We start from the raw sequence: 25,921 nt of genomic DNA on the forward strand, positions 1-25,921 counted from the left end.
CATCGCCGTAGCGGAGAGGATCACTCCCCCTGGTACTCCCCGTCGTACGCCTCGATCAGCTCGCGCGACCGCTTCACGTCGTCGGCGATGGCCTCGAGGAGCGCCTCGATGGAGTCGAACTTGGCCATGCCGCGGACGTAGGCGAGGAAGTCGACGGCGACGTGCAGGCCGTACAGGTCGAGGCCGACGCGGTCGATGGCGTACGCCTCCACCGTGCGCTCGGTGCCGTCGAACTGCGGGTTCGTGCCGACGGAGATCGCGGCGGGCATGGCCTCGCCCTGGACGTGCAGCCAGCCGGCGTAGACCCCGTCGGCCGGGATCGCGGTGTGCGGGAGGGTCTCGACGTTGGCCGTGGGGAAGCCCAGCTCACGGCCGCGCTGGGCGCCGCGTACGACGATGCCCTCGACGCGGTGCGGGCGCCCGAGGATCTCGCGCGCGCCCTCGACATCGCCCTCGGCGACGAGCCGCCGGGTGAGGGTGGAGGAGAAGGGCTCGCCGCCCCCGGCGTCACCCGTCACATACAGGTCGACGACCTCGACCTCGAAGTCGTACGTCTCCCCCTGCTCGCGCAGGAAGTCGACATTGCCCGCGGCCTTGTGGCCGAAACGGAAGTTGGGGCCCTCGACGACGGCCTTGGCGTGCAGCTTGTCGACCAGGACCTTGGCCACGAAGTCGGCGGGCGACAGCTTCGAGAACTCGGTGGTGAAGGGGAGGATGAGCAAGGCGTCCACGCCAAGGTCGGCCATCAGTTCGGCGCGGCGGTGGTGCGGGGCGAGCAGCGGAGGGTGGCTGCCAGGGCGCACGACCTCGCTCGGGTGCGGGTCGAAGGTGACGACGACGGAGGGCACGCCCAGCTCACGGGCGCGGTCCACGGCGTGCTTGATGATCAGCTGGTGTCCGCGGTGCACCCCGTCATAGGAACCGATGGTGACGACGCTGCGCCCCCAGTCCTCGGGGATGTCCTCCAAGCCACGCCAGCGCTGCACTGTGACCGCTCCTTGTCGAACCCGTGTCCGTGATTGCCTCATTCGCAGCTCTAAGGGTGCCATGCCGCGTGCGCTCGGCTTGCATCGGCATCGACCTGTGACGCATCCCTCGGCCGGGGGCCCCGGCTCAGGCGGGGACCCGCACCCCGGCCAGGTTCTCGATCATGCGGCGGGTGCTCGGGCCGACCACCGCGGCCCACTCCTCGGGCGCGCCGTTCAGCCAGCGGGCCACCAGGGTGGCGAAGCCCGGGACGTGGCGGGCGAGGTCGACGAGACCGCGGTCGAAGCCCGTGGCTCCGGCCGGGGTACGGACGAGGAGGAGGCCCGCGCGGTGCACCAGCTCACGCGTCGGCTCCTCGCCCCTGCGCTCCAGACCGTCCGCGGCGGCCTTCAGGAGAGTGTCCAGGACGGCCGGATCCCGCTCGTGCGCGAGCAGCAGATCCAGCAGCTCGCGCCGCAGCGGGCGCGAGGCGCGGCCGCCCGGCGCCGCCAGCACGGCCGCGAGCGCCGCCCGCACCGGCGCGGGGCAGCCCTCCACGAGACCGCTGACCAGTGGAAAGAGCACCGAGCGTGCGGCAGACCCGTAGGCGAGGCGCCGATCGACATAGGCAGCCACGTCCGCGGCAGCTTCCGGACGCAGCTCCACGACTTCCCGCACCAGCGCGGCGACGCGCCGGGCGAGCGCGGGCGTGGTGACGTCGGCGAGGGTGCGCAGCACCTCGTCCGTGTCCGGGCCGGGCGTGCGCAGCCGGGTCCGGAAGGCGGCGAGCACCGGGTCCGGGTGGGTGGTGAGCGCGGCGACCAGGGCGCTCGCGGGCACCTGGGGGTCACCGGCCGTGAAGCGCTCCAGGGCCCCCGGCAGATACCGGGCGCGCGTCCACGGATCCCGGACGAGGAGGCCGAGCGCTCCGCCGTGCAGGGTGCAGTCGGCGGGGCGGGCCAGCAGCGCGAGCGCGGCGTAGCGCAGCAGCTCCCGGTCGGCCTCGGTCCGTACGAAGGGGGCGGCCCGCAACCCGTACGCCACCGCCGCCACCCGCCGGGCCGGCCGCTCGTCGTGCGCCCAGCGGTCCACCGCCCGGCACATGGCCGACGGCTCTTCCTCGGCGAGTACGGCGAGCAGTTCGTCACCCCGCCGGTGCGCGCTGTCCACCAACGCTTCCGCGAGATCGTCCAGCGCCTGCCGCCGATGCGCGTACAGCAACGCCTGCGCGGCCGTGGCCACGGTCGCGTGCGGGGTCGCCGGGAGCGGCCGCTCGTCGTCGAACCAGTGCGTGAGGTGATGTTGTACGGCAGCGGGGCGGGCGACGAGGAGACGGGCCACGGCGTCCAGGTAACGGGGGGTGGTGGGGGCAGTCGGGCCGGCCGACGCGGCGGGGTGTGCTCGGGTTCGAACGGGGTCCGCGCCGGAGGCGCCGGCGGAGTCTCCTGCGCGGAACCGGACCCCACCGGAGGCGTCGGCGCGGTCTCCAGAACGGAACCGGACCTCACCGGAGACGTCGGCGGGGTCTCCGGAACGGAACCGGACCCCACCGGAGCCGTCAGGCGCCTCTGGCGTACGAGGCTCGGGGACCCGGTGCGCGCCGGAGCCGCCGGTCTCGTGCGCCGCGTCCGCCGCATGCCGCGCCTCATGACCGTGCGCCATGTCCGCCACATGCCGCGCCTCCCGACCGTCCGCCGCATGCCGTGCCGCGTGACCGTGTGCCGTGTCCGCGGTACGCCGTGCCTCGTCGGCGACCACCAAGCGCCTCAGCAGGTCGATCCGTTCAGTCTCCGGCAGTGGTGTCGACTCCCAGAAGGACGGCCCGAATTCGCCCGGCACACCCCTCCCCCGTTCCCGCCACCGCGCGACCCGCTCGGCGAGCAGCCGCAGCACACCGACGTACGGCGTGGCGTCGGGCACCCGCAGCAGCACGTCGACGCAGAGATGGGTCGCCCACCAGGCGGGGTCACCGAGCGGGCCGGGCGTCTCCGGCAGCAGGTCGTCCACGGCATGGACCAGGTCCTCCAGACGGAGGGCAAGCTCCGCGGTGCCCTGTTGACGGGCCATCAGGAGCAGGGTCTCGACGACGGGGCCGATGCGGTGGCGGGGGACGGAGAGGGTGGGCGCCGGGGAGGACCCGGCGTCGGACCGGGAGCGCCGGGCGGCCCGCACCCGCGAGGCCGAAGCCACCCGCCCGGTGTCCGGGCCGCGCTCGCGATGGACCAACGCGTGCAGCGCCGCGTCCAGGTCCAGGTGGGTGCCCTGGATCCAGTCGGCGAGTTCCTCGTGGGCGAAGCGGTAGCCGTTGCCCGCGGGGACCAGGAGGCCCTCGGTGAGGACGGCTGAGGCCCAGCCCGTGGTGCCGGCGAGGCGGCGCCCCTGGGCGGGACCCCACGGGAAGACGGCTTCGAAGGACGCGCGGTCCAGTTCGCCCTGCCCCGGGCCGAGGCACCGGCGCGCGGCCTCGTGCACCTGGCCGGAGACCCGGGCGGCGAGCCGTCGTACGGCAGTCCCGCGCAGCCCGCTCGCCGCGGCGAGCCGGACGGCGACGCGCAGGCACATCAGGTCCAGGTACGCCGCGAAGACCTCGTCCCGGTCGAGCCGCTCCGCGGGGGCGTCCGGCAGCGCGGCCCGCACCTCGGCGAGCAGCCGCAGCGTCAGGGGGTGCCGCGCGTCCGCCTCCGCGAGCGCGCCCTCGGGGATCCCGGCGCGCGACCGGGCCCGCCGGGCCTCCTCCTCGGTCAGGTCCCCCAGCCACACACAGGAGGGGATCAACGGCTCCGAGCCGCCCTCGGCCCGGTGCAGCAGATCCCCCGGGAACGACGCCCCGGCCCGCTCCCAGAACTCCGCCCGGCACCCGACGACGAGCCGCGCCCCGGTCTCCCGCAGCCAGCCGGCCGTCCCCTCGGTCCACTCGGGCAGCCGGTGGGCCAGAGCGGGCGGCATCTCCTCGGGACCGTCGAGGAGGAGCAGCAGCGGCCGCCCCGCGTCCCGCGCCACCCGGGCCAACCGCTCGGGACCGATGTCCCCCAGCTCACCGTCGTAGCCGGCGGGGGGCAGCACATCCGCCCCGGACGCCTCTCCCGCAGCCTCCCCCGACGACGCCACGATCCGCCCCGCCCGCTCCAGCGCACGCGTCGCCGCGTCCGCCACGGAGGTGTCCGTGGTGCGGAGGTCGGCGCCGCGCAGCCACAGCGTGGGGGCCGGTTCGGCGCCCCGGGTGCGGCGGGCGGCAAGGGCCGCCAGTTCCGTCGTACGGCCGCTGCCGGGCGGCCCGACGAGACCGAGGACGGCGGCCGGGCCGTTCTCGAAGGCGGCGAACTCCCGGACGACGGCGGCGCGTTCGACCGGTCCGGAGGCCGGGCCGCCGGGTCCCACCGCCGTCGCCGCCCCGGGGCCGTCCGAGCCCACCGAGGTCGCCGTGAGCTCCAGGACCCCCGCCAGGTTCAGATCGGCCCCGTACGCGGGGACGGTCGCAGCGTTGCGGTCGAGCAGCTCGGCCAGGGGTCCCGGCACGCCCCGCAGCGGGACGGCGAACCCCGCTGCCCGGTGTGCGGTGTTCAGCGCCGTGCCGAGGACGCCCACCACGGCCCCGGTCGAGGCGTCGAGGACAGGTCCGCCGGCCGCCCCGCCGCCCAGCCGGAGCGCGTCCGCGCCCGCCGTCCCGATCGCCAACTCCAGGGCGTCGCCCAGGAGATGGAAGCGGTCGGTCGCCGTGTAGGTCACGTCGGAGGTGCCGAGCACACGCGCCTCGCGCCAGCCGCCGGCGGCGATCCGTACGTACGTGCCGGTCTCGACGCGGTCCCGCACGGTGACGGGGAGCGGGTCGAGGCCGAGACCTTCGGTGCGTACGAGGGCCAGATCGGCGTCGGGCAGGGGCGTGACGGCGTCGGCGGTGACCACGCAGGTGCGGTCGCCGGGGGCGTGCAGGACGAGGCAGGCGAGGCCGTCGACCGACTCGTGGCTGGTGATCACCGTGCCGTGGTGATCGGCGACGAAACCCGTGCCGCGCGGGCGGCCCGCCAGGTCGCAGACGCGTACCAGCGCCTCGTCACGTGTGTCCCGGGTATCGTCGGTCACCTGTCGGCCCCCGGTCCGCGGGCCCCGTCCCGCCATGCTCGAACCTCCCCGCCGTGCTCCTGCTTCCGACGGTAGGCGCGGGATGATCAGCGGGACAGATCGCGTGACGAACGCGCCCCCTTCCACTCCCTCGATTCACTCCGAGCGCCTGCCCGAAGGGGTGAATAGACGAGGGCGGATGGATACACCCTTGGGTGGGGGAACCGAGGGGGGACCGTGGAGCGGCGGACACGAAACCCCGTGACCGCCGCTCCACGGGCGGACTCTTCCGGCCCCCGGCCCCGCTCAGGGGGTCAGCCGAACACGGCCAGGCTCTTCGCCTTGCCCTTCTGCTCCTCCACCAGCGCGAGGAAGTGGCCCTCGGCGTCGAAGACACCGACCGCGCCCTTGCCCGCGTACTCCTCGGGCATCTCCAGGCGTACGCCGTTGAGCAGCAGCCGGGCCCGCTTGGCGTCCACGTCCCAGCGCGGGAAGGCGGCCGCGGCGGCCTCCGCGATCGGCATCACGGTCAGCTCCTCCTGGAGCTGGTCGAGGGTGCGCGCGGAGTCGAGCTTGTAGGGGCCGACGCGGGTGCGGCGCAGGGCGGTGAGATGACCGCCGACGCCCAGGTCCGCGCCCAGGTCGCGGGCGAGCGCCCGGATGTACGTGCCGGACGAGCAGACCACCGAGACGACCAGGTCCAGGACGGGCGTGCCGTCCTCGGCGACGGCGTCCCGGATGTCGTAGACCGCGAACGACGAGATGGTCACCGGGCGGGCCGGGATCTCGAAGTCCTCGCCCTCGCGCGCCCGCTTGTACGAGCGGACCCCGTCGATCTTGATGGCGCTGACCTTGGACGGCACCTGCATGATGGCGCCGGTCAGCTTGGCGATCCCGGCGTCGATGGCGTCGCGCTTGACGCCGGAGGCGTCCGTGGACGACGTGAGGTCTCCCTCGGCATCGTCCGTGAGCGTGTTCTGCCCGAGCCTGATGGTCCCCAGGTACTCCTTCTCGGTGAGCGCGAGGTGCCCGAGGAGCTTGGTCGCCTTCTCGACGCCGAGCACGAGCACGCCCGTCGCCATGGGGTCGAGGGTGCCCGCGTGTCCGACGCGGCGGGTCCTGGCGATCCCGCGCATCTTGGCGACCACGTCGTGCGAAGTGAAGCCCGACGGCTTGTCGACGACGACAAGCCCGTCGGGCGTCCGGTGCTTCTGCGTCATTCGGCGGCGTCGTCCTCGTCGTCCTCGCCCGGCTTCTTGTACGGGTCCGCCTCGCCGGCGAAGGTGGCGCCCGCCGAGACCTCGCGCACCTTGGCGTCGTTGGCACGAGCCTTGTCGAGCAGGTCGTCGATGGTCTTGGCGGTGTCCGGCAGGGCGTCCGCGACGAAGGTCAGCGTCGGCGTGAACTTCACGCCCGCCGCCGCGCCGACGGCCGAGCGGAGCACGCCCTTGGCGCTCTCCAGGCCCGCGGCCGCTGCCGCGCGCTCCTCGTCGTCCCCGTACACCGTGTAGAAGACGGTCGCCTCCCGGAGGTCCCCGGTGACCCGGGTGTCCGTGATGGTGACGTGGGTGCCGAGCCGCGGGTCCTTGATCCCGCGCAGCAGCTTCTGGGCCACCACCTCTCGGATGAGGTCCGCCAGCCTCTTAGCCCGCGCGTTGTCGGCCACTGGTCCGTCTCCTTCTTCGCCTTGCTTGTTCGATCAGTCTTCGTCTTTGTGGAGCCTGCGTCGTACCGAGAGCAGTTCCACCTCCGGTCGCGCGGCGACGAGCCGCTCGCACCGGTCCAGTACGTCGGTGAGGTGCTCGGTGTCTCCGGAGACCACCGCGAGGCCGATCTCGACCCTGCGGTGCAGGTCCTGGTTGCCCGTCTCCGCGACGCTCACCGCGTACTTCCGCTGGAGTTCGGCGACGATCGGCCGGACGAGAGAGCGCTTCTCCTTGAGCGAGTGGACGTCGCCGAGGAGCAGGTCGAAGGACAGTGTCCCCACGTACATAGGTGTATCCGGATGTCCCGCCGGTACGGGGTAGATGGCCCAGCCAAATGCTTGGCGGGGACATCAGAACCGTACAACGAACGCCCGGCTCGCTCGACGGGGTTTTCGCCCCCGCCGCCCCTACCCGTCCCGTCCTTCCGGGGCTGCGCCCCAGGCCCCCTGGGTTGTCCTTCGGCCGTCGGCCGGTGGGGGCTTGTCGCGCAGTTCCCCGCGCCCCTAAAAGCGGCGAGCTGGCCGGCGGTGACTTGTCACCGCCGGCCAGCTCACACAGTCGCTTTACGAGCGCGGCTTCTCCCGCATCTCGTACGTCGCGATGACGTCGTCGACCTTGATGTCGTTGAAGTTTCCGAGGTTGATACCACCCTCGAAGCCTTCGCGGATCTCGGTGACGTCGTCCTTGAAGCGACGCAGCCCGGAGATGTTGAGGCTCTCCGCGATGACCTTGCCGTCGCGGATGAGGCGCGCCTTGGTGTTGCGCTTGACCTCGCCCGAGCGGACCAGGACACCGGCGATGTTGCCCAGCTTGGACGACTTGAAGACCTCGCGGATCTCCGCCGTGCCGAGCTCGACCTCCTCGTACTCCGGCTTGAGCATGCCCTTGAGGGCCGCCTCGATCTCCTCGATGGCCTGGTAGATCACCGAGTAGTACCGGACGTCGACGCCCTCGCGCTCCGCCATCTGCGCCGCGCGGCCCGCAGCGCGGACGTTGAAGCCGATGACGATGGCGTCGGAGCCGGTCGCCAGGTTGATGTCCGACTCGGTGACCGCACCCACACCGCGGTGCAGGACACGGATGTCGACCTCGTCGCCGACGTCGAGCTGGAGCAGCGAGGACTCGAGAGCCTCCACCGAACCGGACGCGTCGCCCTTGATGATGAGGTTGAGTTCCTGCACCAGACCGGCCTTGAGGGCCTCGTCCAGGTTCTCCAGGGAGAACCGGACACCCCGGCGGGCGAAGTTGGCGTTGCGCTCGCGCGCCGCCCGCTTCTCGGCGATCTGACGCGCCGTGCGGTCCTCGTCGACAACCAGGAAGTTGTCGCCGGCGCCCGGGACATTGGTGAGACCGAGGACGAGGACCGGGGTCGAGGGACCCGCCTCTTCCACGTTCTCGCCCTTGTCGTCGAGCATCGCGCGGACACGGCCGTACGCGTCGCCGACCACCATGGTGTCGCCGACCCGCAGGGTGCCTCGCTGGACCAGGACGGTCGCGACGGCACCGCGGCCACGGTCGAGGTGGGACTCGATCGCAATACCCTGCGCGTCCTGCTCCGGGTTGGCCCGCAGGTCGAGCGAGGCGTCCGCGGTCAGGACCACGGCCTCCAGGAGAGCCTCGATGTTGAGGCCCTGCTTGGCGGAGATGTCGACGAACATGGTGTCGCCGCCGTACTCCTCGGCCACCAGACCGAACTCGGTGAGCTGACCGCGCACCTTCGTCGGGTCGGCGCCCTCGACGTCGATCTTGTTGACCGCGACCACGATCGGCACGTCGGCCGCCTTGGCGTGGTTCAACGCCTCGATCGTCTGGGGCATCACACCGTCGTTGGCCGCCACCACGAGGATCGCGATGTCGGTCGACTTGGCACCACGGGCACGCATGGCGGTGAACGCCTCGTGACCCGGGGTGTCGATGAAGGTGATCTTGCGATCTTCTTCGTTGACCTGAGTCGTGACCTGGTACGCACCGATGTGCTGGGTGATACCGCCGGCCTCGCCCGCGACGACGTTCGTCTTGCGGATGGTGTCGAGGAGGCGGGTCTTACCGTGGTCGACGTGACCCATGACGGTCACGACCGGCGGACGCGCGACGAGGAACTCCTCGCCACCCTCGTCCTCGCCGAACTCGATGTCGAAGGACTCGAGCAGCTCGCGGTCCTCCTCCTCCGGGCTGACGATCTCGACGACGTAGTTCATCTCGCCGGCGAGCAGCTGGAGGGTCTCGTCGGAGACGGACTGCGTGGCAGTGACCATCTCGCCGAGGTTCATCATCACGGCGACGAGCGACGCCGGGTTGGCGTTGATCTTCTCCGCGAAGTCGGTGAGGGACGCACCGCGCGACAGGCGGACGCTCTGTCCGTTGCCGCGAGGCAGCATCACGCCGCCGACGGACGGGGCCTGCATGGCCTCGTACTCCTGGCGCCTCTGCCGCTTCGACTTACGGCCACGACGCGCGGGACCGCCGGGACGGCCGAAGGCGCCCTGCGTGCCACCACGGCCACCGGGACCACCCGGACGACCGCCGAAGCCGGGACGGCCACCGCCGCCGCCACCGGGACCACCCGGACGGCCGGCGAAACCGCCGCCACCGCCACCGGGGCCACCGGGACGACCCGCGAAGCCGCCACCGCCGCCGCCACCGGGACGACCGGCGAAGCCGCCGCCGCCCGGACGACCGCCGCCGCCACCGGGACCACCGGGACGACCGCCGCCACCGCCGGGACCGCGGCCACCGGGGCCACCGCCGCCGGGACGCGGGCCCGCAGCCGGACGCTGCGGCATCATGCCGGGGTTGGGACGGTTACCACCGGGGCCGCCACCGGGACGCGGAGCGCCACCGGGACCGCCCTGCGGACGGGGCATACCGCCCGGAGTCGGACGGGCACCGCCCGGACCGCCCTGGGGACGCGGAGCGCCACCGGGACCACCCTGGGGACGGGGACCACCCTGGCCTGCGCCCTGCGGACGCGGACCGCCCGGGGCGCCTGCGCCACCGGGACGCGGGGCACCGCCCGGACGGGGCGCCTGCGGGCGCGCCATGCCGGTGGAGCCACCAGAGGTGAACGGGTTGTTGCCCGGACGCGGTCCGGCCGGACGGGCGCCGGGACGCGGAGCCTGGCCGCCGGGACGCGGGGCGCCCTGACGGTCGCCGCGCTCGGGACGGTCGCCACGACCCTGACCGCCCTGGCCGGGACCGGCCGGACGGGCACCGGGACGCGGAGCCTGGCCGCTGGGACGCGGAGCGCCCGGACGGGGACCTGCGGCCGGAGCCGCGGGAGCCGACGGGGGCGCGGTGAACTCGGGGGCGGCCGGAGCCGGAGACGCCGGAGCGGGCTTCGGCGCGGGCTTGGGACCCGGGGTCGGACGCGGGCCCGCAGCAGCCGGGGTGACCGGAGCGGCCACCGGCTTCTCGGCCGCGGCCGGCTTCGGGGCCGGCGGGCGCGGGGCAGCCGGACGGGCGGCCTGCGCGGGAGAGGGGGCTGCCGGCCTCGCCGGGGCAGCCTTGCGTGCGGCGGCGGGCTTGCCGCCTCCGTTGCCCTGCTGGAGGGCGTCAGTCAGCTTGCGTACTACGGGCGCCTCGATCGTCGAGGAAGCCGAACGGACGAATTCACCGAGCTCCTGGAGCTTGGCCATGACGACCTTGCTCTCAACCCCGAACTCCTTGGCGAGTTCGTATACCCGGACCTTAGCCACTTCGCTCCTTTTAGGTCCGGGTTGCGTCCGGACCGTCGCTACTTCATGGGCGTACTCATCGCGTGCTCATCGAGTGCTCATCGCAATCTCGACCTACTTCCAACTCGCGGGTACCAGGGCCGCACGGGGGTTCCGTACGACACTCCTTACGGTGTTGCCTGCTCGACATAGAGGCGCAACGCCTTGGTGTCGAGCGGTCCCGGGGCACGCAGCGCCCGTGGGATCGCCCGGCGGCGAACCGCCAGGTCGAGACAGACCAGGGCGGGGTGCACATACGCACCCCGGCCGGGCAGCGTACCGCGATGATCGGGGACGCATTCGCCCTCGGCCGCCACGATGCGCAGCAAGTCCTTCTTGGCCGCTCGCTCCCGGCACCCCACACAGGTGCGTTCAGGGCATGCGCGGGCTCGCGTCCGGCCAGACACTCTTAAGTCTACCTCCCCGTACCGACCTCACCCCTTTGGGGCATGAATCGAACAGTTGTCGCGCAGATAACTGTCGTGATCTGAGCCACCTGCGGCTTGGATCTATTCCCCGGCCTGTTCCTGGGGCTGCTCGGTGTCCGGGCGGATGTCGATACGCCAGCCGGTGAGGCGGGCGGCGAGGCGGGCGTTCTGGCCCTCCTTGCCGATCGCCAGCGACAGCTGGTAGTCGGGGACCGTCACGCGCGCGGAGCGGGCCGCGAGGTCGACGACCTCGACCTTGGAGACCCGGGCCGGAGAGAGCGCGTTCGCCACCATCTCGGCCGGGTCGTCCGACCAGTCGACGATGTCGATCTTCTCGCCGTTCAGCTCCGCCATCACATTGCGGACGCGCCCGCCCATGGGGCCGATGCAGGCACCCTTGGCGTTCAGACCGCTGCGGGTGGACCGTACGGCGATCTTCGTACGGTGGCCGGCCTCGCGCGCGATGGCGGCGATCTCGACGGACCCGTCGGCGATCTCCGGCACCTCCAGCGCGAAGAGCTTCTTCACCAGATTGGGGTGCGTACGGGAGAGGGTCACGGACGGACCGCGCACGCCCTTCGCCACCCGTACGACGTACGAGCGCAGGCGCAGGCCGTGCTGGTAGGTCTCGCCGGGGACCTGCTCCTGCACCGGCAGGATGGCTTCCAGCTTGCCGATGTCCACGAGCACGTTCTTGGGGTCGCGCCCCTGCTGCACGACACCCGTGACGATGTCGCCCTCACGCCCGGCGTACTCGCCCAGCGTCGCGTCGTCCTCGGCGTCCCGCAGTCGCTGCAGGATCACCTGCTTGGCGGTGGTGGCGGCGATACGCCCGAAGCCCGACGGAGTGTCGTCGAACTCGCGTACCTCCTGCCCCTCCTCCAGGTCCTCGGGGTCCTCCTTCGCCCACACGGTCACATGGCCGGTGTCCCGGTCGAGCTTCACGCGCGCGTGGCGGCGGCTTCCCTCGGTGCGGTGGTAGGCGATGAGGAGGGCCGACTCGATCGCCTCGACCAGCAGGTCGAAGGAGATCTCCTTCTCCCGTACCAAACCCCGCAGGGCACTCATGTCGATGTCCACGGCTACGCCTCCTCTGCGTTCTCTTCGTTCTTGTTCTTACGGTTGAACTCGACCTGGACGCGCGCCTTGGCGATGTCCTCGAAGGCGAGCCGCTTGGCGGTGGGCTTGCGCCCCTTCACGCCGGGCACTTCGACGTCGACACCGGCATCGTCCACGGCCAGGATCCGGGCGACCAGCTCCGCGCCGTCGCCGAGCTGGAACTTCGCCAGGCGGTCGGTGGCGCGTACGTAGTGACGGTGCTCCTTGAGCTCGCGCTCGGCACCGGGGGTTCCGACCTCGAGGGTGTACTCGCCCTCGCCCATCGCGTCCGTCTCGTCGAGCTTCGCCGAGAGCGCGCGGCTCACATCGGCGATCGCGTCCAGGTCTGCACCTTCGTCGGAGTCGACGACCACGCGGAGCACACGCTTGCGTCCGACCGAGTCCACTTCGACCTCTTCGAGATCGAGTCCCTGGGAGCTGACGAGCGGTTCCAGCAGTTCTCGCAGCCTCTCGCTCTGGGTGGTGCTCATCCGGGTGACTCCTCGGCCGCGTGTGCTGTTGTGGGTTGGTCGCGCGTCAGGTCAAAGGGTATCCGGTCGCGGAGGGTGTTGCCGTCCACCGGAGTGCGGTCTTCAGGGGCGCGGGGAACGGCGGGATCTTTTGGCGGGAGTCCGGGGGCGGCGCCCCCGGGTACCCTGACGGGAAGGGGCGGAGCGGGCGAAAACCCCGTCCGGGCCCCTGCACAGGAGAGCCGCTGGCAGGCGATCGCCTCCGGCGCGGGTACCGTGATCACGGGCGTCTCGCCCTTCCTTTCGTACGAGCCTTCCGAGGACGTCTGCCGTGCCGTACCCCCTGCTGCCGCGCACCCCCTCGGGGCCGCGCCGAAGGAGCCTGCTCGCGTCGGCCGCGGGCGCCTTCGTGCTCGTGGGCTGTTCCGCCCACGAGTCGTCCACCGACACGACCGGCGGAAGCCCTTCGGCCGCCGACCGGGCACGCGCGCGTGCGGCCCGCGACAGCGGGGCGCTCGCGGAGCGGTACGCCGCCGTGATCACCGCGCATCCGGCACTGGCGGAGCGGCTGCGGCCGCTGCGGGCGGAGGTCGTACGCCACGCGGAGGCGTTCGGCGGCACAAGCGGGGCGAGCGGGGCGGCCGCTCCGGCGGGGTCCCCGTCGGCCTCCGCCTCTACTTCTGCCTCTGCTTCCCCGAGCGCCTCCCCCACCGTCCCCGTCCACGAGAAGGACGCCCTCGCCGGTCTCGCCGCGGCCGAGCGCACGCTGGCGGACGCACGCGCGAAGGCCCTGCTGGACGTGCCCGGCGAGTTGGCCAGGCTGCTGGCCTCGGTGGCCGCGGCCGGAGCCGCGCACGTGTACTTGCTGACGGAGGGGGCCAAGTGAGCGGGACCGTAGGAGCGACCAAGGGCGCCGGAGCGACCGAAGGCGCGGGAGATGCCAAAGGCGCGGGAGAAGCCAAGAGCGCCGAGGAAGCCGAGCTGAAGGCCCTGCAGGCCGCGCTGAGCGCCGAGCACGCCGCCGTCTACGGATACGGCGTCGTCGGCGGCAAGATCGCCGAGGCCCGGCGCGACGAGGCGCGGACGGCGTACGACGCCCACCGGGCGCGGCGGGACGAGCTGGTGCGGGCCGTGCGGGACCTGGGCGGCCGGCCCGAGGCATCGGCGGCGGCGTACGCGCTGCCCTTCGCCGTGAAGGACTCCGCCACGGCGGTGCGGCTCGCTGCCGAGCTGGAGGAGCGCGTCGCCGGGGTGTACTCCGACCTCGTCCGCGCCTCCTCGGGCGACCGGCGGCGTACGGCCGCCGAGGCGCTGCGGGAGGCGGCGGTGCGGGCGGTGCGCTGGCGCGGCGAGAGCGTAGCCTTCCCTGGGCTCGCCGAACGGGCGGCCACCCCGTCCGCGTCGGCACCCCCGCAGACGTAACGCGACCTGGAAGGGAACACCTCGCGTATGGCTTTCGAACCGCCGCAGCGCCTCGTGCGGGCGCTCGGCGAGAACGAGACGCGGCACAACGGAGGCGGCGGGGCCGGCGACTGGCTGGACAAGGTGTCCGAGCTGGCTCAACAGGCCGTCGATCTACGCGAGTTGACGGTGGAGCGGGTGCAGGCACCGGGCGGACGCAGCAGCCTGGTCGTGCTCGTACGGCAGGTCGACGGGACGCCCGCGGTGCTGAAGCTGGCGCCCGAACGGGCCCGTCCGGAGAGCGAGCGGGCCGCGCTCGCCCACTGGGACGGACGCGGCGCGGTCCGTCTCCTCAACCCCGGCGACACGCACGGCGTGCTGCTCTTGGAGCGGCTCCACCCGGACATGTCCGTGCGCTCGCTGCCGGAGGCGAAGGCGCTGCTGGAGGCGGCGGGGACGCTGCGGCGGCTGTGGGTCGAGCCGCCCGCGGCCCATGTGTTCGAAACCGTGGCCGAGCGGACCGGACGGCAGGCCGAGGCGATGCGGGCGAGCGCGAGCGCCGACGCCGAGGTCGGCGCCCTGGTGGAGGCGGCGCTCGCCGCCCGCGAGGGGCTGATCGCCGAGCCGCCCGAGGAGCGGCTGCTGCACGGCACCTTCCGGCAGAGCAAGGTCCTCGCCGGTGAGCGGATGCCGTGGCTGGCCGTGGGCCCCGACCCGGTGGTCGGCGAGTGCGCCTTCGATCTGGCCCGGCTGGTCCGCGACCGGGTGGAGGACCTGATCGCCTCCCCTTCCGGCTCGTCGATCACCCGGAGGCGGGTGAAGCGGCTCGCCGAGTCCCTGGACGTGGACCAGGAGCGGCTGCGCGGCTGGACCCTGTTCCGGGCGGTCGAGTCGGGGGTACGGGCGCGCCGGGTCGGGCGACCACGGGACGCGGAGCTGCTGCTGGAGTTCGCCGGCTGGCTATGACGGCCTTGTCGCGAGCCCGCTGTCCAGTGAGTTCGTGTTCGAGGGCGAGGGCGAGGGCGAGGGCGAGGGCCACGGCCACGGCCGGGCAGCGGGCTCCGGTCGGTCTCAATGAACCCGTGCTGCACCACGACGTCGGGTCGGGAGCTGCGGCTACGGGTACGGCTACCGCTGCCGCTGCCGCTGCCGCTGCGGCTATGGCTACAACCGCGGCTGCGGCTACGGCTGCGGGCATCGAACCCACCAGGGCGCACAGCCCGGCCGCCGCACACGTCACCGCCCCACCGCCGGCGTCACCGCCCCGCTGCCGCCGTACGCCGCGCCCCTCCGCGGACCGCCGTGGCGGCCCCCGCGCTTGCCGCCTGCCACGGCTGCTCCCCGCCGGATGACGCTCTGTCACGTCCTACGGCCGGGAGCAGCATGCGAGAGGAGGAGAGGTGCTGCGGCTACGCCATCAGGCGGGCGATCGCCTCGTCGACGGTCAGCTCCTCGCGCTCACCGGTGCGGCGGTCCTTCAGTTCCAGGACGCCCTCGGCCGAGCGGCGGCCCGCGACGAGGATCTTCGGTACGCCGATGAGTTCGGCGTCCGTGAACTTCACGCCCGGGGAGACACCGGCGCGGTCGTCCACCAGGACGCGTACGCCCGCGGCACCGAGCTTCTCCGAGACATCGAGCGCCAGCTCGGTCTGCAGGGCCTTGCCCGCGGCGACCACGTGGACATCGGCCGGAGCGATCTCCTTGGGCCAGCACAGGCCCTGCTCGTCCGCCGACTGCTCGGCCAGCGCGGCCACCGCGCGGGAGACGCCGATGCCGTACGAGCCCATGGTCACGCGGACCGGCTTGCCCTGCTGGCCGAGGACGTCGAGCTGGAAGGTGTCGGCGTACTTGCGGCCGAGCTGGAAGATGTGGCCGATCTCGATGGCGCGGTCCAGCTTGAGGCCGGTGCCGCACTGGGGGCAGGGGTCGCCCTCTTCCACCACGACGACGTCCAGGTAGTCGTCGACCTCGAAGTCCCGGCCGGCGACGACGTTCTTCGCGTGCGTGTTGACCTTGTTGGCGCCGGTGATCCAGGCCGTGCCGGGCGCGACGCGCGGGTCGGCGATGTAGCGGACCTTCTCCAGGCCCTGCGGGCCCACGTAGCCGCGTACCAGGTCGTCGCGGCCCTCGAAGTCCTCGGCCGTGACGAGTTCGACGACGGCGGGGGCGAGGTGCTCGCCCAGCTTGCCGAGGTCGACCTCGCGGTCGCCGGGGACGCCGACGGCGACGATCTCGCCGTCGACCTTGACCAGGAGGTTCTTGAGGGTGGCGGAGGCCGGGACAGCGAGGTGCTCGGCGAGTGTCTCGATGGTCGGGGTGTCGGGGGTGTCGAGCTCCTCGACCGGGCCGTGCTCGGCCTCCACGGGCGTCAGCTTGAAGGTGACGGCCTCCGTGTTGGCCGCGTAGTCGCAGGCCGGGCAGTCGACGAAGGTGTCCTCACCGGCGGCGGCGGGGGCCAGGAACTCCTCGGAGGCCGAGCCGCCCATGGCGCCCGAGACGGCCGACACGATGCGGTAGTCGAGGCCGAGGCGGGCGAAGATCTTCTGGTAGGCGGCGCGGTGCAGCGCGTACGACTCGGCGAGGCCCTCGTCCGTGGTGTCGAAGGAGTACGAGTCCTTCATCTGGAACTCGCGGCCACGCAGGACGCCCGAACGGGGACGCGCCTCGTCGCGGTACTTGGTCTGGATCTGGTAGAGCATGACCGGCAGGTCCTTGTACGAGGCCACCTGGTCCTTCACCACCAGGGTGAAGATCTCCTCGTGGGTCGGGCCGAGCAGGTACTCGCCGCCCTTGCGGTCCTTGAGGCGGAAGAGGAGGTCGCCGTACTCCTCCCAGCGGGCCGACGCCTCGTACGGCTCCTTGGGGAGCAGGGCGGGCAGCAGGACTTCCTGGGCGCCGATCGCGTCCATCTCCTCGCGGACCACCCGGGAGATGTTGTCGAGGACCTTCTTGCCCAGCGGCAGCCAGGTCCAGATGCCCGCGGAGTTGCGGCGCACGTAGCCGGCGCGGACGAGCAGCTTGTGGCTGAGCGTCTCGGCGTCTGCCGGGTCGTCACGCAGTGTCTTGACCATCAAACGGGACATGCGCTGGACCTGGGCCATGGTTCTCGACTCCTGCTGCGTAAGGGTGATGGGAGCGAGGTTAGCCGGGCGGTCCATCCCGGTGGAAATCGGTTGGCGCGTGGGAGGGGCCAGGAGGCACCCCGCACGGGGTCAACGTCTGCGCAGCGGCAAGGGGGCGCCCATGACGGCGTACGGCTTCGGCGCGCTGGGGAAGAGGACCTGCCGCGCGAGGTCCTCGTAGCCCAGCGAGTGGTAGAGACCGCGGGCCGGGCTGTCGGTGTCGATCGCGGAGAGGATCGAGCGGGGTTCCGCGGCGGTGTCCGTGATGCCGGTGATCAGGCCGCGGCCGATCCCGTGATTCTGGTAGTGGGGGTGGACGTGCAGTTCGGTGATCACGAAGGAGTGGTCGAGCCAGCCGTCGCGGCCCTGAGCGCGCAGATACGGCTCGACGACGGTGGACCACCAGTGCGTACGGTCGTTGGGCATGCCGTAGACGAAGCCGACGAGCCGTCCGTCGACCGTCGTCGCGCCGAGCGCGCGGGCTCCCGGGTAGGCGAGGTGGCGCAGCACGATATGACGGCGTACGGCGATCTCGTCGGCGCCGAGTCCGAAGGCGAGGGCCTGAACGGCAAGTGCCTCGTCGACGCGCGCGGCGAGATCCAGCGGGCCGACGACCACGTTGTCGGGGTTGCGGGGGCCCTGACCGGGAAAGCGCACCATGCCGGGAGACTACAGGTCATGTCCGAGCGTCTGAGCGGCCCTTCGAACGGGCGGCTAGAAGAGCACGCTCATGAACGCACCGACTTCCTGGAAGCCCACGCGGCGGTAAGTCGCCCTGGCCGCCGTGTTGAAGTCGTTGACGTACAGGCTGACCACGGGGGCGACATCGGCGAGCGCGTACCGCATGACGGCGGCCATGCCGGGGGCGGCGAGGCCCTGGCCCCGGTACTCGGGCGCGACCCAGACGCCCTGGATCTGGCAGGCCTGTGTGGTGGCGGCGCCGATCTCCGCCTTGAAGACGACCTTGCCGTTCTGGTCGAGACGGGCGAACGACCGTCCGGCGCCGACGAGTTCGGCCACCCGTGCCTGGTAGAGCAGCCCACCGTCGCCGGCGAGCGGCGAGACGCCGACCTCCTCGGTGAACATCGCCACGCACGCCGGCATGATCGTCTCCATCTCGTCCTTGCGGATGCGGCGGACGTAGGGATCCGGTGCGATGTCGGCGGGGAGCCGGTCGGTGATCATCAGCGGCTGGTGGCGGCGGACCTCGCGGGCCGGGCCCCAGCTCGGTTCGAGCAGCCGCCAGAGCTGGGTGGTGGGTTCGGCGGGGCCGACGATCGAGGAGCAGCGCCGGCCGGCCCTTCTCGCCCGGTCGGCGAAACCGCGCACGGCACGGGGGGTGGCGCAGATCGGAACCAGGTTGGCGCCCGCGTAGCACAGGGAGCGCAGCATGCCGTCCTCGTACCAGCCCCACATCTCGCCGCCGAGCCGCCAGGGGTCGAGGCCGGCGATCTGTACCCGGGAAGCGACGAAGGCGTTTGCCACCGGCTCGCGGTCGAGGACGGCGAGCGCGGCGTCCAGGTCACTCGGTTCGAGGACCCTGGTGGTGGTCTGGGTCAACACGTGCGGGGGCCTCACCATACGGTCTGCTGATCTCCGCACTGTACCTGGCGAGGTTGGGCCGCGCCGCCGGTTGGGCGGGACGGGGTCTCTTCGCCCCCTCCGCCCCTGCCCGTCCCGTACACCTGGGGAACTGCCGCCCCCAGAACCCGCGCCATCGGCCTGAACTGCCTCGTCCGCGAACGCCGGACGGGCCGAAGATCTTCAGCCGGCCACCGACACCGAGGGCTCGCCCGAAGCGATTCCCTCCGCCTCCATCTGCTCGGCGATCTTCATCGCCTCCTCGATGAGGGTCTCGACGATCTTCGATTCGGGGACGGTCTTGATGACCTCGCCCTTGACGAAGATCTGGCCCTTGCCGTTGCCGGAGGCGACGCCGAGGTCGGCCTCGCGGGCCTCGCCGGGGCCGTTCACCACGCAGCCCATGACGGCGACGCGCAGCGGGACCTCCATGCCGGTGAGGCCGGCGGTGACTTCCTCGGCCAGCTTGTACACGTCGACCTGGGCGCGGCCGCAGGACGGGCAGGAGACGATCTCCAGGCCGCGCTGCTTGAGGTTCAGGGATTCCAGGATCTGGAGGCCGACCTTGACCTCCTCGGCGGGCGGCGCCGAGAGGGAGACCCGGATCGTGTCGCCGATGCCCTCGGAGAGCAGGGCGCCGAAGGCGACGGCCGACTTGATCGTGCCCTGGAAGGCGGGGCCTGCCTCCGTCACGCCCAGGTGGAGGGGGTAGTCGCAGGCGGCGGCCAGCTGACGGTACGCGTTGACCATGACCACCGGGTCGTTGTGCTTGACCGAGATCTTGATGTCGCGGAAGTCGTGCTCCTCGAAGAGGGACGCCTCCCAGAGGGCGGACTCGACGAGCGCCTCGGGCGTCGCCTTGCCGTACTTCTGGAGCAGTCGCCTGTCGAGTGAGCCGGCGTTGACGCCGATCCGGATCGGGGTGCCGGTGTCCTTCGCGGCCCGCGCGATCTCCTTGACCTGGTCGTCGAACTGCTTGATGTTGCCGGGGTTGACGCGGACGGCCGCGCAGCCCGCCTTGATCGCCGCGAAGACGTACTTCGGCTGGAAGTGGATGTCGGCGATGACGGGGATCTGGGACTTGCGGGCGATGGTCGCGAGGGCGTCGGCGTCGTCCTGCGTGGGGCAGGCGACGCGGACGATCTGGCAGCCGGACGCGGTCAGCTCGGCGATCTGCTGGAGCGTGGCCCCGATGTCCGACGTACGCGTCGTCGTCATCGACTGCACCGAGACGGGTGCGTCTCCACCCACGGCCACGGTTCCGACCTGGATCTGCCGGCTCTTGCGGCGCTCGGCCAGCTTGGTCGGAACGGACGGCATGCCGAGAGAAATCGCAGTCATCTGCTGTGCAACCCCAAGTTGTGGATCAAGGTCCCGGAATCGTGGGCTCCAGGCTTCGAGATTACGGCACGGGCACACGCGCGAGCACATCCCGCCCCTAAACCCACCCAATGGAAGGCGGCCGGACACCCAGGGTGCCCGGCCGCCGAAAACAGTGCCTTGCTAGGAGATTTTCACCGGGTTGACCACGTCCGCGATGAGCACCAGGATCGTGAAGCAGACGAAGATCCCGGCCACCACGTAGGCGACGGGCATCAGCTTCGCCACGTCGAACGGACCGGGGTCGGGCCGCCTCAGCACCTTCGCCGTGTTGCGCCGCAGCGCCTCCCACAGCGCCCCCGCGATGTGCCCGCCGTCGAGCGGGAGCAGCGGGAGCATGTTGAACAGGAAGAGGGAGAGGTTGAAGCCGGCGACCAGCAGCAGCATCATCGCGACCTGCTGCGAGGGCGGGATGTCGAGGGTGAAGACCTCGCCGCCGACGCGGGCCGCGCCGACCACGCCCATCGGGGAGTCGGCCTTGCGCGGGCCGTCGCCGAAGGCCGCGTTCCACAGGTCGGGGACCTTGCCGGGCAGCGCGACCAGCGACTCGACGCCGTTCTGCATCATGTCGCCCATGCGGTTCACGGACTGCCCGAGGGACTGCTGGACGATGCCGGAGGCGGGCGTGAAGCCGAGGAAGCCGGCGTACACGTACTTGCCCTCGACATAGCCGCCGTTGCCGTCGGTCTTGCTGACCTGGTTCTTTATCAGGTGGGCGGTCAGGTCGACCTTCTGGCCCTTGCGCTCGACGGTGATGGTGACGTCCTTGCCGGGATTGGCGCGGATGTCGGACTGGAGGGTCGACCAGTCGTCGACCGCCTTGCCGTTGAACGCGACGATCTTGTCGCCGCCCTTGAGGCCCGCGGCCTTGGCGGGCGCGGCCTGATCGCTCGACTCGCACTTGGAGCGGTTCTCGCTCTGCTGGATGACGCAGTCCGAGACCTTGCCGACCGTGGTGGTCTGGGTCTGGACGCCGAACGTCATCATCACGCCGAGGAAGATCGCGACGGCGAGGATGAGGTTCATGAAGGGGCCCGCGAACATCACGATCACGCGCTTCCACGGCTTGCGCGTGTAGAAGAGGCGGGTCTCGTCGCCGGGCTTGAGCTCCTCGAAGGCGGCCGACCTGGCGTCCTCGATCATGCCGCGGAAGGGGGAGGTCGACCGGGCCTCGATCCTGCCGCCGGGGCCGGGCGGGAACATGCCGATCATGCGGATGTAGCCGCCGAGCGGGACCGCCTTCACCCCGTACTCGGTCTCGCCCTTCTTGCGCGACCAGATGGTCGGCCCGAAGCCGACCATGTACTGCGGCACGCGGATGCCGAAGAGCTTGGCCGTCGACAGATGTCCCAGCTCGTGCCAGGCGATCGAGATGAGCAGGCCGACCGCGAAGACGACTATGCCGAGGATCATCATCAGGGTCGTCATGCACGAGCCTCCGCGGTTGTCGTCTGTGCCGTCAGTTCCCGGGCCCGGGCGCGCGCCCAGGTCTCCGCTTCGAGGACGTCCGCGACGGTCAGAGAAGTTCCCGTGTCCGGGGTGCCGTGTTCCTCGACCACCCGTGTCACGGTCTCCATGATCCCGTTGAACGGCAGGGTGCCGTTCAGGAACGCGTCCACGCACTCCTCGTTGGCCGCATTGAACACTGCCGGAGCCGTGCCCGCGAGCCGCCCGACGTGCCGGGCGAGCCCGACCGAGGGGAACGCGTCGGTGTCGAGCGGGAAGAACTCCCAGCTCGACGCCTTGGTCCAGTCGAACGCGGGCGCCGCGTCCGGGACGCGCTCGGGCCAGCCGAGGCCGATGGCGATCGGCCCGCGCATGTCGGGGGGCGTCGCCTGGGCGATCGTCGATCCGTCCGTGAATTCCACCATCGAGTGGACATACGACTGCGGGTGCACGACCACCTCAATCCGATCGAAGGGAATGTCGTAGAGGAGGTGCGCCTCGATGACTTCCAGTCCCTTGTTGACCAGGGTGGCGGAGTTGATGGTGATGACCGGTCCCATGGCCCAGGTGGGGTGGGCCAGGGCGGCCTCGGGGGTGACATGGGCCAGTTCCGATTTCGTACGTCCCCGGAAGGGGCCCCCGGAGGCGGTCACGACGAGTTTGCGCACGTCGGCGCGGGTGCCCGAGGCGAGCGCCTGGAACAGGGCGGCGTGCTCGGAGTCGACCGGGATGATCTGGCCCGGCTTGGCGAGCGCCTTCACCAGCGGGCCGCCGACGATGAGCGACTCCTTGTTGGCGAGCGCGAGGGTGCGGCCCGCCTCCAGGGCGGCGAGGGTGGGCGCGAGGCCGATGGAACCGGTGATGCCGTTCAGCACGGTGTGGCAGTCGGAGGCGGCGACCTGGGTGGCGGCGTCAGCCCCGGCAAGGATCTCCGGGAGCGGCTCCCCCGCTCCGTACCGCGCTGTCAGGGCCTCGCGCAGCGCCGGGACCACGTCCTCGCGCGCGACGGCGACCGTTCGCACCCGCAGCCGGTGGGCCTGCTCCGCGAGGAGTCCCACCCTGCCGCCGGCGGCGGAGAGCCCGGTGACCCGGAACCGGTCGGGGTTGCGCAGCACGAGGTCGATGGCCTGGGTGCCGATCGAGCCGGTGGAGCCGAGGATCACGACATCCCGGACTCCGTCCACGGGGTCGAAGACGAGATGCGGATCAGCGAGGGGGGCTGGACTGTCGCTCATCCCCCCATTGTGGCCGTAGCGCGTCCCCGGCAGGACAGGGCTCCCCTTTTCTCGCCGCATTCCCGCTCCGAGCTCTCTCGCATTACCACCCCGAGGCACCAGGGGAGGCAACATCCCCCTTTGTGAATCCGGCGTGAAGATCATGTGATAACACTTCATCCCTGGCCGGTGGACGACCGGCCGGTGGACGACACCCTGGGGGGTTCTCATGCGGATACGCGCTGCCCTGCCCGCGCTCGCGGGCGCCGTGGCACTGACGGGCACGTTTCTTCTCAGCACTCCGGCTCAGGCGGCCGGCGGTGTGACGATCTACCACGTCTGGTTCGACAGCCCGGGCTCGGACAACCGCTCCAACTCGAGCCTCAACGGCGAGTGGGTGCAGATCAAGAACACCAGCTCCTCGGCGATCTCGCTCAAGGGCTGGATCCTGAAGGACCTCGCGAACCACAAGTACACCTTCCCCAACGTGAAGATCGGGGCGGGCAAGACGATGAAGGTGCACACGGGCAGCGGCACGGACACCGCGTCGAACAAGTACCAGGGCCGCCGCGCGTACGTCTGGAACAACACCAGCGACACCGCCACGCTCACCAGGGCGAGCGGCTCCAAGGTCGACTCGTGCTCGTGGACGACGCGGGATCCGAGCGACAAGTACTGCTGACCCCCGGTCAGCTCCTGCGGCGGCGCAGCGCCTTGGACCTGCCAGGACGCGCGCCGCCGTGCCGCTCGGGCGGGTGGGCGCACGCCCCGTCTCCGCGCCCGGCGCCGTGGCGCCGAGGTTCAAGACGGCGCACTCCGCCGTCCCCGTCGCCGTTCCGCTCACCGGTGACGCACGACTTCGGCGCGGCAGACGGCGGAATGGGCGCGGGGACGGCAGCGCGTTCCTGGCAGAAGGGTCAGCGAATGGGGCGGTGGACGTTCTCCCTCTTACTCGGGCCGGGCGTCGCGTCGGCGATCCACGGGCCTTCTCCGGACGGGTCGATGATGCCCTCCTCCAGCCAGGTGTACGTGCCCGACAGGACGCCCTTGACCACCTTGCGGTCGAGGTCGTCGGTGTTGGTCCACAGGCGCGCGAAGAGTTCGTCGACGCGGATGCGGGACTGCCGGCAGAAGGCGTCGGCGAGTTGGTAGGCCTCGCGGCCGTGCTCCCCGGTGGTGCGCAGGTGTTCGGCCCGGACACAGGCCGCGCTCATCGCGAAGAGTTCGGCACCGATGTCGACGATCCGGCCGAGGAAGCCCTGCTTGGTCTCCATCCGGCCCTGCCAGCGCGACATGGCGTAGAAGGTGGAGCGGGCGAGCTTGCGCGCGCTGCGTTCGACGTAGCGCAGGTGCGGGGAGAGGTCCACCTGCTGGTTGAACTCGTGGAACGACCGCGGGAGTTGGCCCGCCCCTGTCACCAGCTTCGGCAGCCACTTGGCGTAGAAGACTCCGGCGTTCGCGCCCGCCTTCGCCTTGTCCGAGAGGGACTTGTCGGGGTCGATGAGGTCACCGGCGACCGAGAGATGGGCGTCGACGGCCTCGCGGGCGATCAGCAGGTGCATGATCTCCGTGGAGCCTTCGAAGATGCGGTTGATGCGCAGGTCGCGCAGGATCTGCTCGGCCGGGACCGCCCGCTCCCCGCGCGCGGCGAGCGACTCGGCGGTCTCGAAGCCGCGGCCGCCGCGGATCTGGACCAGTTCGTCGGCCATCAGCCAGGCCATCTCGGAGCCGTACAGCTTGGCGAGGGCGGCCTCGATGCGGATGTCGTTGCGGTCCTCGTCGGCCATCTGCGAGGACAGGTCGAGGACGGCCTCCAGCGCGAAGGTGGTGGCGGCGATGAAGGAGATCTTCGAGCCGACGGCCTCGTGGAAGGCGACCGGCTTGCCCCACTGCTCGCGGGCGGCGGACCACTCGCGGGCGATCTTCAGGCACCACTTGCCCGCGCCCACGCACATCGCGGGCAGCGAGAGCCGGCCCGTGTTGAGGGTGGTCAGGGCGATCTTGAGACCCGCACCCTCCGGGCCGATGCGGTTCGCGGCGGGGACCCGGACCTGGTGGAAGCGGGTGACGCCGTTCTCCAGACCGCGCAGGCCCATGAAGGCGTTGCGGTGCTCGACGGTGACGCCCTCGGAGCCGGCCTCCACCACGAACGCCGTGATGCCGCCCTTGTGGCCCTCGGACTTCGGGACGCGCGCCATGACGACGAGGAGGTCCGCGACGACGCCGTTGGTCGTCCAGAGTTTCACTCCGTCGAGGATGTAGTCGTCGCCGTCCGGCACGGCGGCCGTGGCGAGCCGTGCCGGGTCGGAGCCGACGTCCGGCTCGGTCAGCAGGAAGGCCGTGATGTCGGTGCGGGCGCAGCGCGGCAGGAAGGTGTCCTTCTGCTCCGGGGTGCCGAAGAGCTTCAGCGGCTGCGGTACGCCGATCGACTGATGCGCGGACAGCAGCGCGCCGATCGCCGGGCTCGCGGAGCCGACCAGGGCCAGCGCCTTGTTGTAGTACACCTGGGTGAGGCCGAGGCCGCCGTACTTGGTGTCGATCTTCATGCCGAGGGCGCCGAGCTCCTTGAGCCCGTCGATGACCTCGTCGGGGATCTGCGCCTCGCGCTCGATGCGGGCCGAGTCGATCTTCGTCTCGCAGAAGTCGCGCAGCTTGGCGAGGAACTCCTCGCCGCGCTGCGCGGCCTCGTCGGCCGGCATCGGGTGCGGATGGATCAGATCAAGCCGGAAGCGGCCGAGGAACAGCTCCTTGGCGAAGCTGGGCTTGCGCCAGTCCTGTTCGCGCGCTGCCTCGGCGACCTGTCGGGCCTCACGTTCGGTGACTGTGGGCTGGTGGGGTGTTGCGGACATGAGGCTCACCTCGCCGCGAATAGGGATCTTGGGCTCGTACGCCGTTCTCCGGCGCGATCGTTACCGACCGGTGCTACTCGATCGTATGTACCCGATTCGGGGTGACCCCACCAGTCCTCGCGCAGCGTTCGGCCCAATGCGCGCCCCCTGAGGGTCAAAGCCTGCGGCGGACCAGGGCCTGGGTGAAGTCGTCCAGATCGAGGTCGACCTCGGTGGTGTGCGCACGGCGGACGAAGGAGTACACCTTCCGGCCGGTGTCGCCCGCTGTCCTCGGCCGCCCTGGCGATCGTGACGCGTGGTGGCCGCGAGGGCGAGCGTGGAGGCGGCCGTCGTCTTCGCCTGCTCGGAGAGGCGCGGACGACGGTGTTGCGTCGGGGGGCCTTCCGGGGGACGGTCGGTGGGCGCGCCCCTCAGTGGCCACCGACCGTCCCCCGGAAGGACGCCCCGAGCCTTCAAGAATTTCGTTGTCGAAGCGCTTCGACAACTAT

Annotated in this window: 20 protein-coding genes; 4 read left to right on the plus strand and 16 right to left on the minus strand. The window is 71.5% G+C overall.

The features are described 5' to 3' along the window. Positions 1–20 precede the first annotated feature (20 nt). The 9 genes from ACFVXA_RS20305 to rimP all read right to left on the minus strand — a co-directional run bounded on the left by ACFVXA_RS20305 (position 21) and on the right by rimP (position 12,461). Positions 21–986 carry a bifunctional riboflavin kinase/FAD synthetase gene (locus tag ACFVXA_RS20305; protein ID WP_362029135.1) on the minus strand — a complete coding sequence of 322 codons (966 nt, stop codon included), beginning with the start codon at positions 984–986 and terminating at the stop codon, positions 21–23. 127 nt (positions 987–1,113) lie between these two features. After that, positions 1,114–5,082 carry a trypsin-like peptidase domain-containing protein gene (locus tag ACFVXA_RS20310; protein ID WP_390025888.1) on the minus strand — a complete coding sequence of 1,323 codons (3,969 nt, stop codon included), beginning with the start codon at positions 5,080–5,082 and terminating at the stop codon, positions 1,114–1,116. Between the two features lie 257 nt (positions 5,083–5,339). Then, positions 5,340–6,245 (minus strand): tRNA pseudouridine(55) synthase TruB, encoded by a 906-nt coding sequence (gene truB / locus ACFVXA_RS20315; RefSeq protein ID WP_362029141.1) that lies wholly within the window; start codon positions 6,243–6,245, stop codon positions 5,340–5,342. Beyond that, the gene (gene rbfA / locus ACFVXA_RS20320) at positions 6,242–6,691 is read right to left on the minus strand and encodes a 30S ribosome-binding factor RbfA (RefSeq protein WP_390025890.1); all 450 of its coding nucleotides are present in this window, start codon (positions 6,689–6,691) and stop codon (positions 6,242–6,244) included. The genes truB and rbfA overlap by 4 nt, the downstream gene beginning before the upstream one ends. 33 nt (positions 6,692–6,724) lie before the next feature. Continuing rightward, a complete protein-coding gene (locus ACFVXA_RS20325) occupies positions 6,725–7,018 on the minus strand; it encodes a DUF503 domain-containing protein (protein WP_362029146.1) in 294 nt (97 codons plus the stop codon). 276 nt (positions 7,019–7,294) lie between these two features. Continuing rightward, positions 7,295–10,426, minus strand: a complete 3,132-nt coding sequence (infB, locus tag ACFVXA_RS20330) for a translation initiation factor IF-2 (protein WP_384403484.1) — start codon at positions 10,424–10,426, stop codon at positions 7,295–7,297. A gap of 146 nt (positions 10,427–10,572) precedes the next feature. After that, entirely contained in the window at positions 10,573–10,851 is a 279-nt protein-coding gene (locus ACFVXA_RS20335) for a YlxR family protein (RefSeq protein WP_362029151.1), read from the minus strand. Positions 10,852–10,953: 102 nt separating this feature from the next. Beyond that, positions 10,954–11,952, minus strand: a complete 999-nt coding sequence (nusA, locus tag ACFVXA_RS20340; RefSeq protein ID WP_390025893.1) for a transcription termination factor NusA — start codon at positions 11,950–11,952, stop codon at positions 10,954–10,956. A gap of 2 nt (positions 11,953–11,954) precedes the next feature. Then, positions 11,955–12,461, minus strand: coding sequence for a ribosome maturation factor RimP (gene rimP, locus ACFVXA_RS20345; protein ID WP_383746188.1), 507 nt, complete (start codon positions 12,459–12,461; stop codon positions 11,955–11,957). Between the two features lie 310 nt (positions 12,462–12,771). On the opposite strand from rimP, the gene ACFVXA_RS20350 reads away from it, so the two are divergent. The 3 genes from ACFVXA_RS20350 (at position 12,772) to ACFVXA_RS20360 (ending at position 14,807) form a co-directional block, all read left to right on the plus strand. Beyond that, the gene (locus ACFVXA_RS20350) at positions 12,772–13,326 is read left to right on the plus strand and encodes a hypothetical protein (RefSeq protein WP_390025895.1); all 555 of its coding nucleotides are present in this window, start codon (positions 12,772–12,774) and stop codon (positions 13,324–13,326) included. A 95-nt stretch (positions 13,327–13,421) separates the two neighbouring features. Next, positions 13,422–13,862, plus strand: a complete 441-nt coding sequence (locus tag ACFVXA_RS20355) for a ferritin-like domain-containing protein (RefSeq protein ID WP_362029316.1) — start codon at positions 13,422–13,424, stop codon at positions 13,860–13,862. 27 nt (positions 13,863–13,889) lie between these two features. Beyond that, positions 13,890–14,807 carry an aminoglycoside phosphotransferase family protein gene (locus ACFVXA_RS20360; RefSeq protein ID WP_362029161.1) on the plus strand — a complete coding sequence of 306 codons (918 nt, stop codon included), beginning with the start codon at positions 13,890–13,892 and terminating at the stop codon, positions 14,805–14,807. Between the two features lie 443 nt (positions 14,808–15,250). Here ACFVXA_RS20360 and ACFVXA_RS20365 read toward each other — a convergent pair whose 3' ends face one another. The 6 genes from ACFVXA_RS20365 to dxr form a co-directional block, all read right to left on the minus strand. After that, positions 15,251–16,942, minus strand: a complete 1,692-nt coding sequence (locus tag ACFVXA_RS20365; protein ID WP_389749030.1) for a proline--tRNA ligase — start codon at positions 16,940–16,942, stop codon at positions 15,251–15,253. A gap of 111 nt (positions 16,943–17,053) precedes the next feature. Next, positions 17,054–17,623, minus strand: a complete 570-nt coding sequence (locus tag ACFVXA_RS20370; RefSeq protein WP_362029167.1) for a GNAT family N-acetyltransferase — start codon at positions 17,621–17,623, stop codon at positions 17,054–17,056. Between the two features lie 54 nt (positions 17,624–17,677). After that, positions 17,678–18,526, minus strand: coding sequence for a GNAT family N-acetyltransferase (locus ACFVXA_RS20375; RefSeq protein WP_383746183.1), 849 nt, complete (start codon positions 18,524–18,526; stop codon positions 17,678–17,680). A 201-nt stretch (positions 18,527–18,727) separates the two neighbouring features. Beyond that, the gene (gene ispG, locus ACFVXA_RS20380) at positions 18,728–19,885 is read right to left on the minus strand and encodes a flavodoxin-dependent (E)-4-hydroxy-3-methylbut-2-enyl-diphosphate synthase (RefSeq protein ID WP_362029173.1); all 1,158 of its coding nucleotides are present in this window, start codon (positions 19,883–19,885) and stop codon (positions 18,728–18,730) included. Positions 19,886–20,047: 162 nt separating this feature from the next. Continuing rightward, positions 20,048–21,352 carry a M50 family metallopeptidase gene (locus tag ACFVXA_RS20385; protein WP_390025897.1) on the minus strand — a complete coding sequence of 435 codons (1,305 nt, stop codon included), beginning with the start codon at positions 21,350–21,352 and terminating at the stop codon, positions 20,048–20,050. Continuing rightward, on the minus strand, positions 21,349–22,605 hold the full coding sequence (gene dxr / locus ACFVXA_RS20390) for a 1-deoxy-D-xylulose-5-phosphate reductoisomerase (RefSeq protein ID WP_362029179.1): 1,257 nt from the start codon (positions 22,603–22,605) through the stop codon (positions 21,349–21,351). Before dxr ends, ACFVXA_RS20385 begins: the two co-directional genes overlap by 4 nt. A 208-nt stretch (positions 22,606–22,813) precedes the next feature. Here dxr and ACFVXA_RS20395 point away from each other — a divergent pair, with 208 nt between their 5' ends. After that, on the plus strand, positions 22,814–23,266 hold the full coding sequence (locus ACFVXA_RS20395) for a lamin tail domain-containing protein (RefSeq protein WP_362029182.1): 453 nt from the start codon (positions 22,814–22,816) through the stop codon (positions 23,264–23,266). 235 nt (positions 23,267–23,501) lie between these two features. Here ACFVXA_RS20395 and ACFVXA_RS20400 read toward each other — a convergent pair whose 3' ends face one another. Beyond that, positions 23,502–25,433: an acyl-CoA dehydrogenase family protein gene (locus ACFVXA_RS20400; protein ID WP_383746177.1), complete on the minus strand. Its 1,932-nt coding sequence runs from the start codon at positions 25,431–25,433 to the stop codon at positions 23,502–23,504. Positions 25,434–25,921 lie beyond the last annotated feature (488 nt).

The sequence above is a fragment of the Streptomyces sp. NPDC058246 genome (assembly GCF_042881985.1).
Classification (GTDB): Bacteria; Actinomycetota; Actinomycetes; order Streptomycetales; family Streptomycetaceae; genus Streptomyces.

What these genes read in the sequence shown, in the direction of transcription:
- ACFVXA_RS20310 (WP_390025888.1), bottom strand. Translation starts at nt 5,082, where the DNA reads ATGGCGGGACGGGGCCCGCGGACCGGGGGCCGACAGGTGACCGACGAT.
- truB (WP_362029141.1), bottom strand. Translation starts at nt 6,245, where the DNA reads ATGACGCAGAAGCACCGGACGCCCGACGGGCTTGTCGTCGTCGACAAG.
- ACFVXA_RS20325 (WP_362029146.1), bottom strand. Translation starts at nt 7,018, where the DNA reads ATGTACGTGGGGACACTGTCCTTCGACCTGCTCCTCGGCGACGTCCAC.
- rimP (WP_383746188.1), bottom strand. Translation starts at nt 12,461, where the DNA reads ATGAGCACCACCCAGAGCGAGAGGCTGCGAGAACTGCTGGAACCGCTC.
- ACFVXA_RS20360 (WP_362029161.1), top strand. Translation starts at nt 13,890, where the DNA reads ATGGCTTTCGAACCGCCGCAGCGCCTCGTGCGGGCGCTCGGCGAGAAC.
- ACFVXA_RS20365 (WP_389749030.1), bottom strand. Translation starts at nt 16,942, where the DNA reads ATGGCCCAGGTCCAGCGCATGTCCCGTTTGATGGTCAAGACACTGCGT.
- ACFVXA_RS20370 (WP_362029167.1), bottom strand. Translation starts at nt 17,623, where the DNA reads ATGGTGCGCTTTCCCGGTCAGGGCCCCCGCAACCCCGACAACGTGGTC.
- ispG (WP_362029173.1), bottom strand. Translation starts at nt 19,885, where the DNA reads ATGACTGCGATTTCTCTCGGCATGCCGTCCGTTCCGACCAAGCTGGCC.
- ACFVXA_RS20385 (WP_390025897.1), bottom strand. Translation starts at nt 21,352, where the DNA reads ATGACGACCCTGATGATGATCCTCGGCATAGTCGTCTTCGCGGTCGGC.
- dxr (WP_362029179.1), bottom strand. Translation starts at nt 22,605, where the DNA reads ATGAGCGACAGTCCAGCCCCCCTCGCTGATCCGCATCTCGTCTTCGAC.
- ACFVXA_RS20395 (WP_362029182.1), top strand. Translation starts at nt 22,814, where the DNA reads ATGCGGATACGCGCTGCCCTGCCCGCGCTCGCGGGCGCCGTGGCACTG.
- ACFVXA_RS20400 (WP_383746177.1), bottom strand. Translation starts at nt 25,433, where the DNA reads ATGTCCGCAACACCCCACCAGCCCACAGTCACCGAACGTGAGGCCCGA.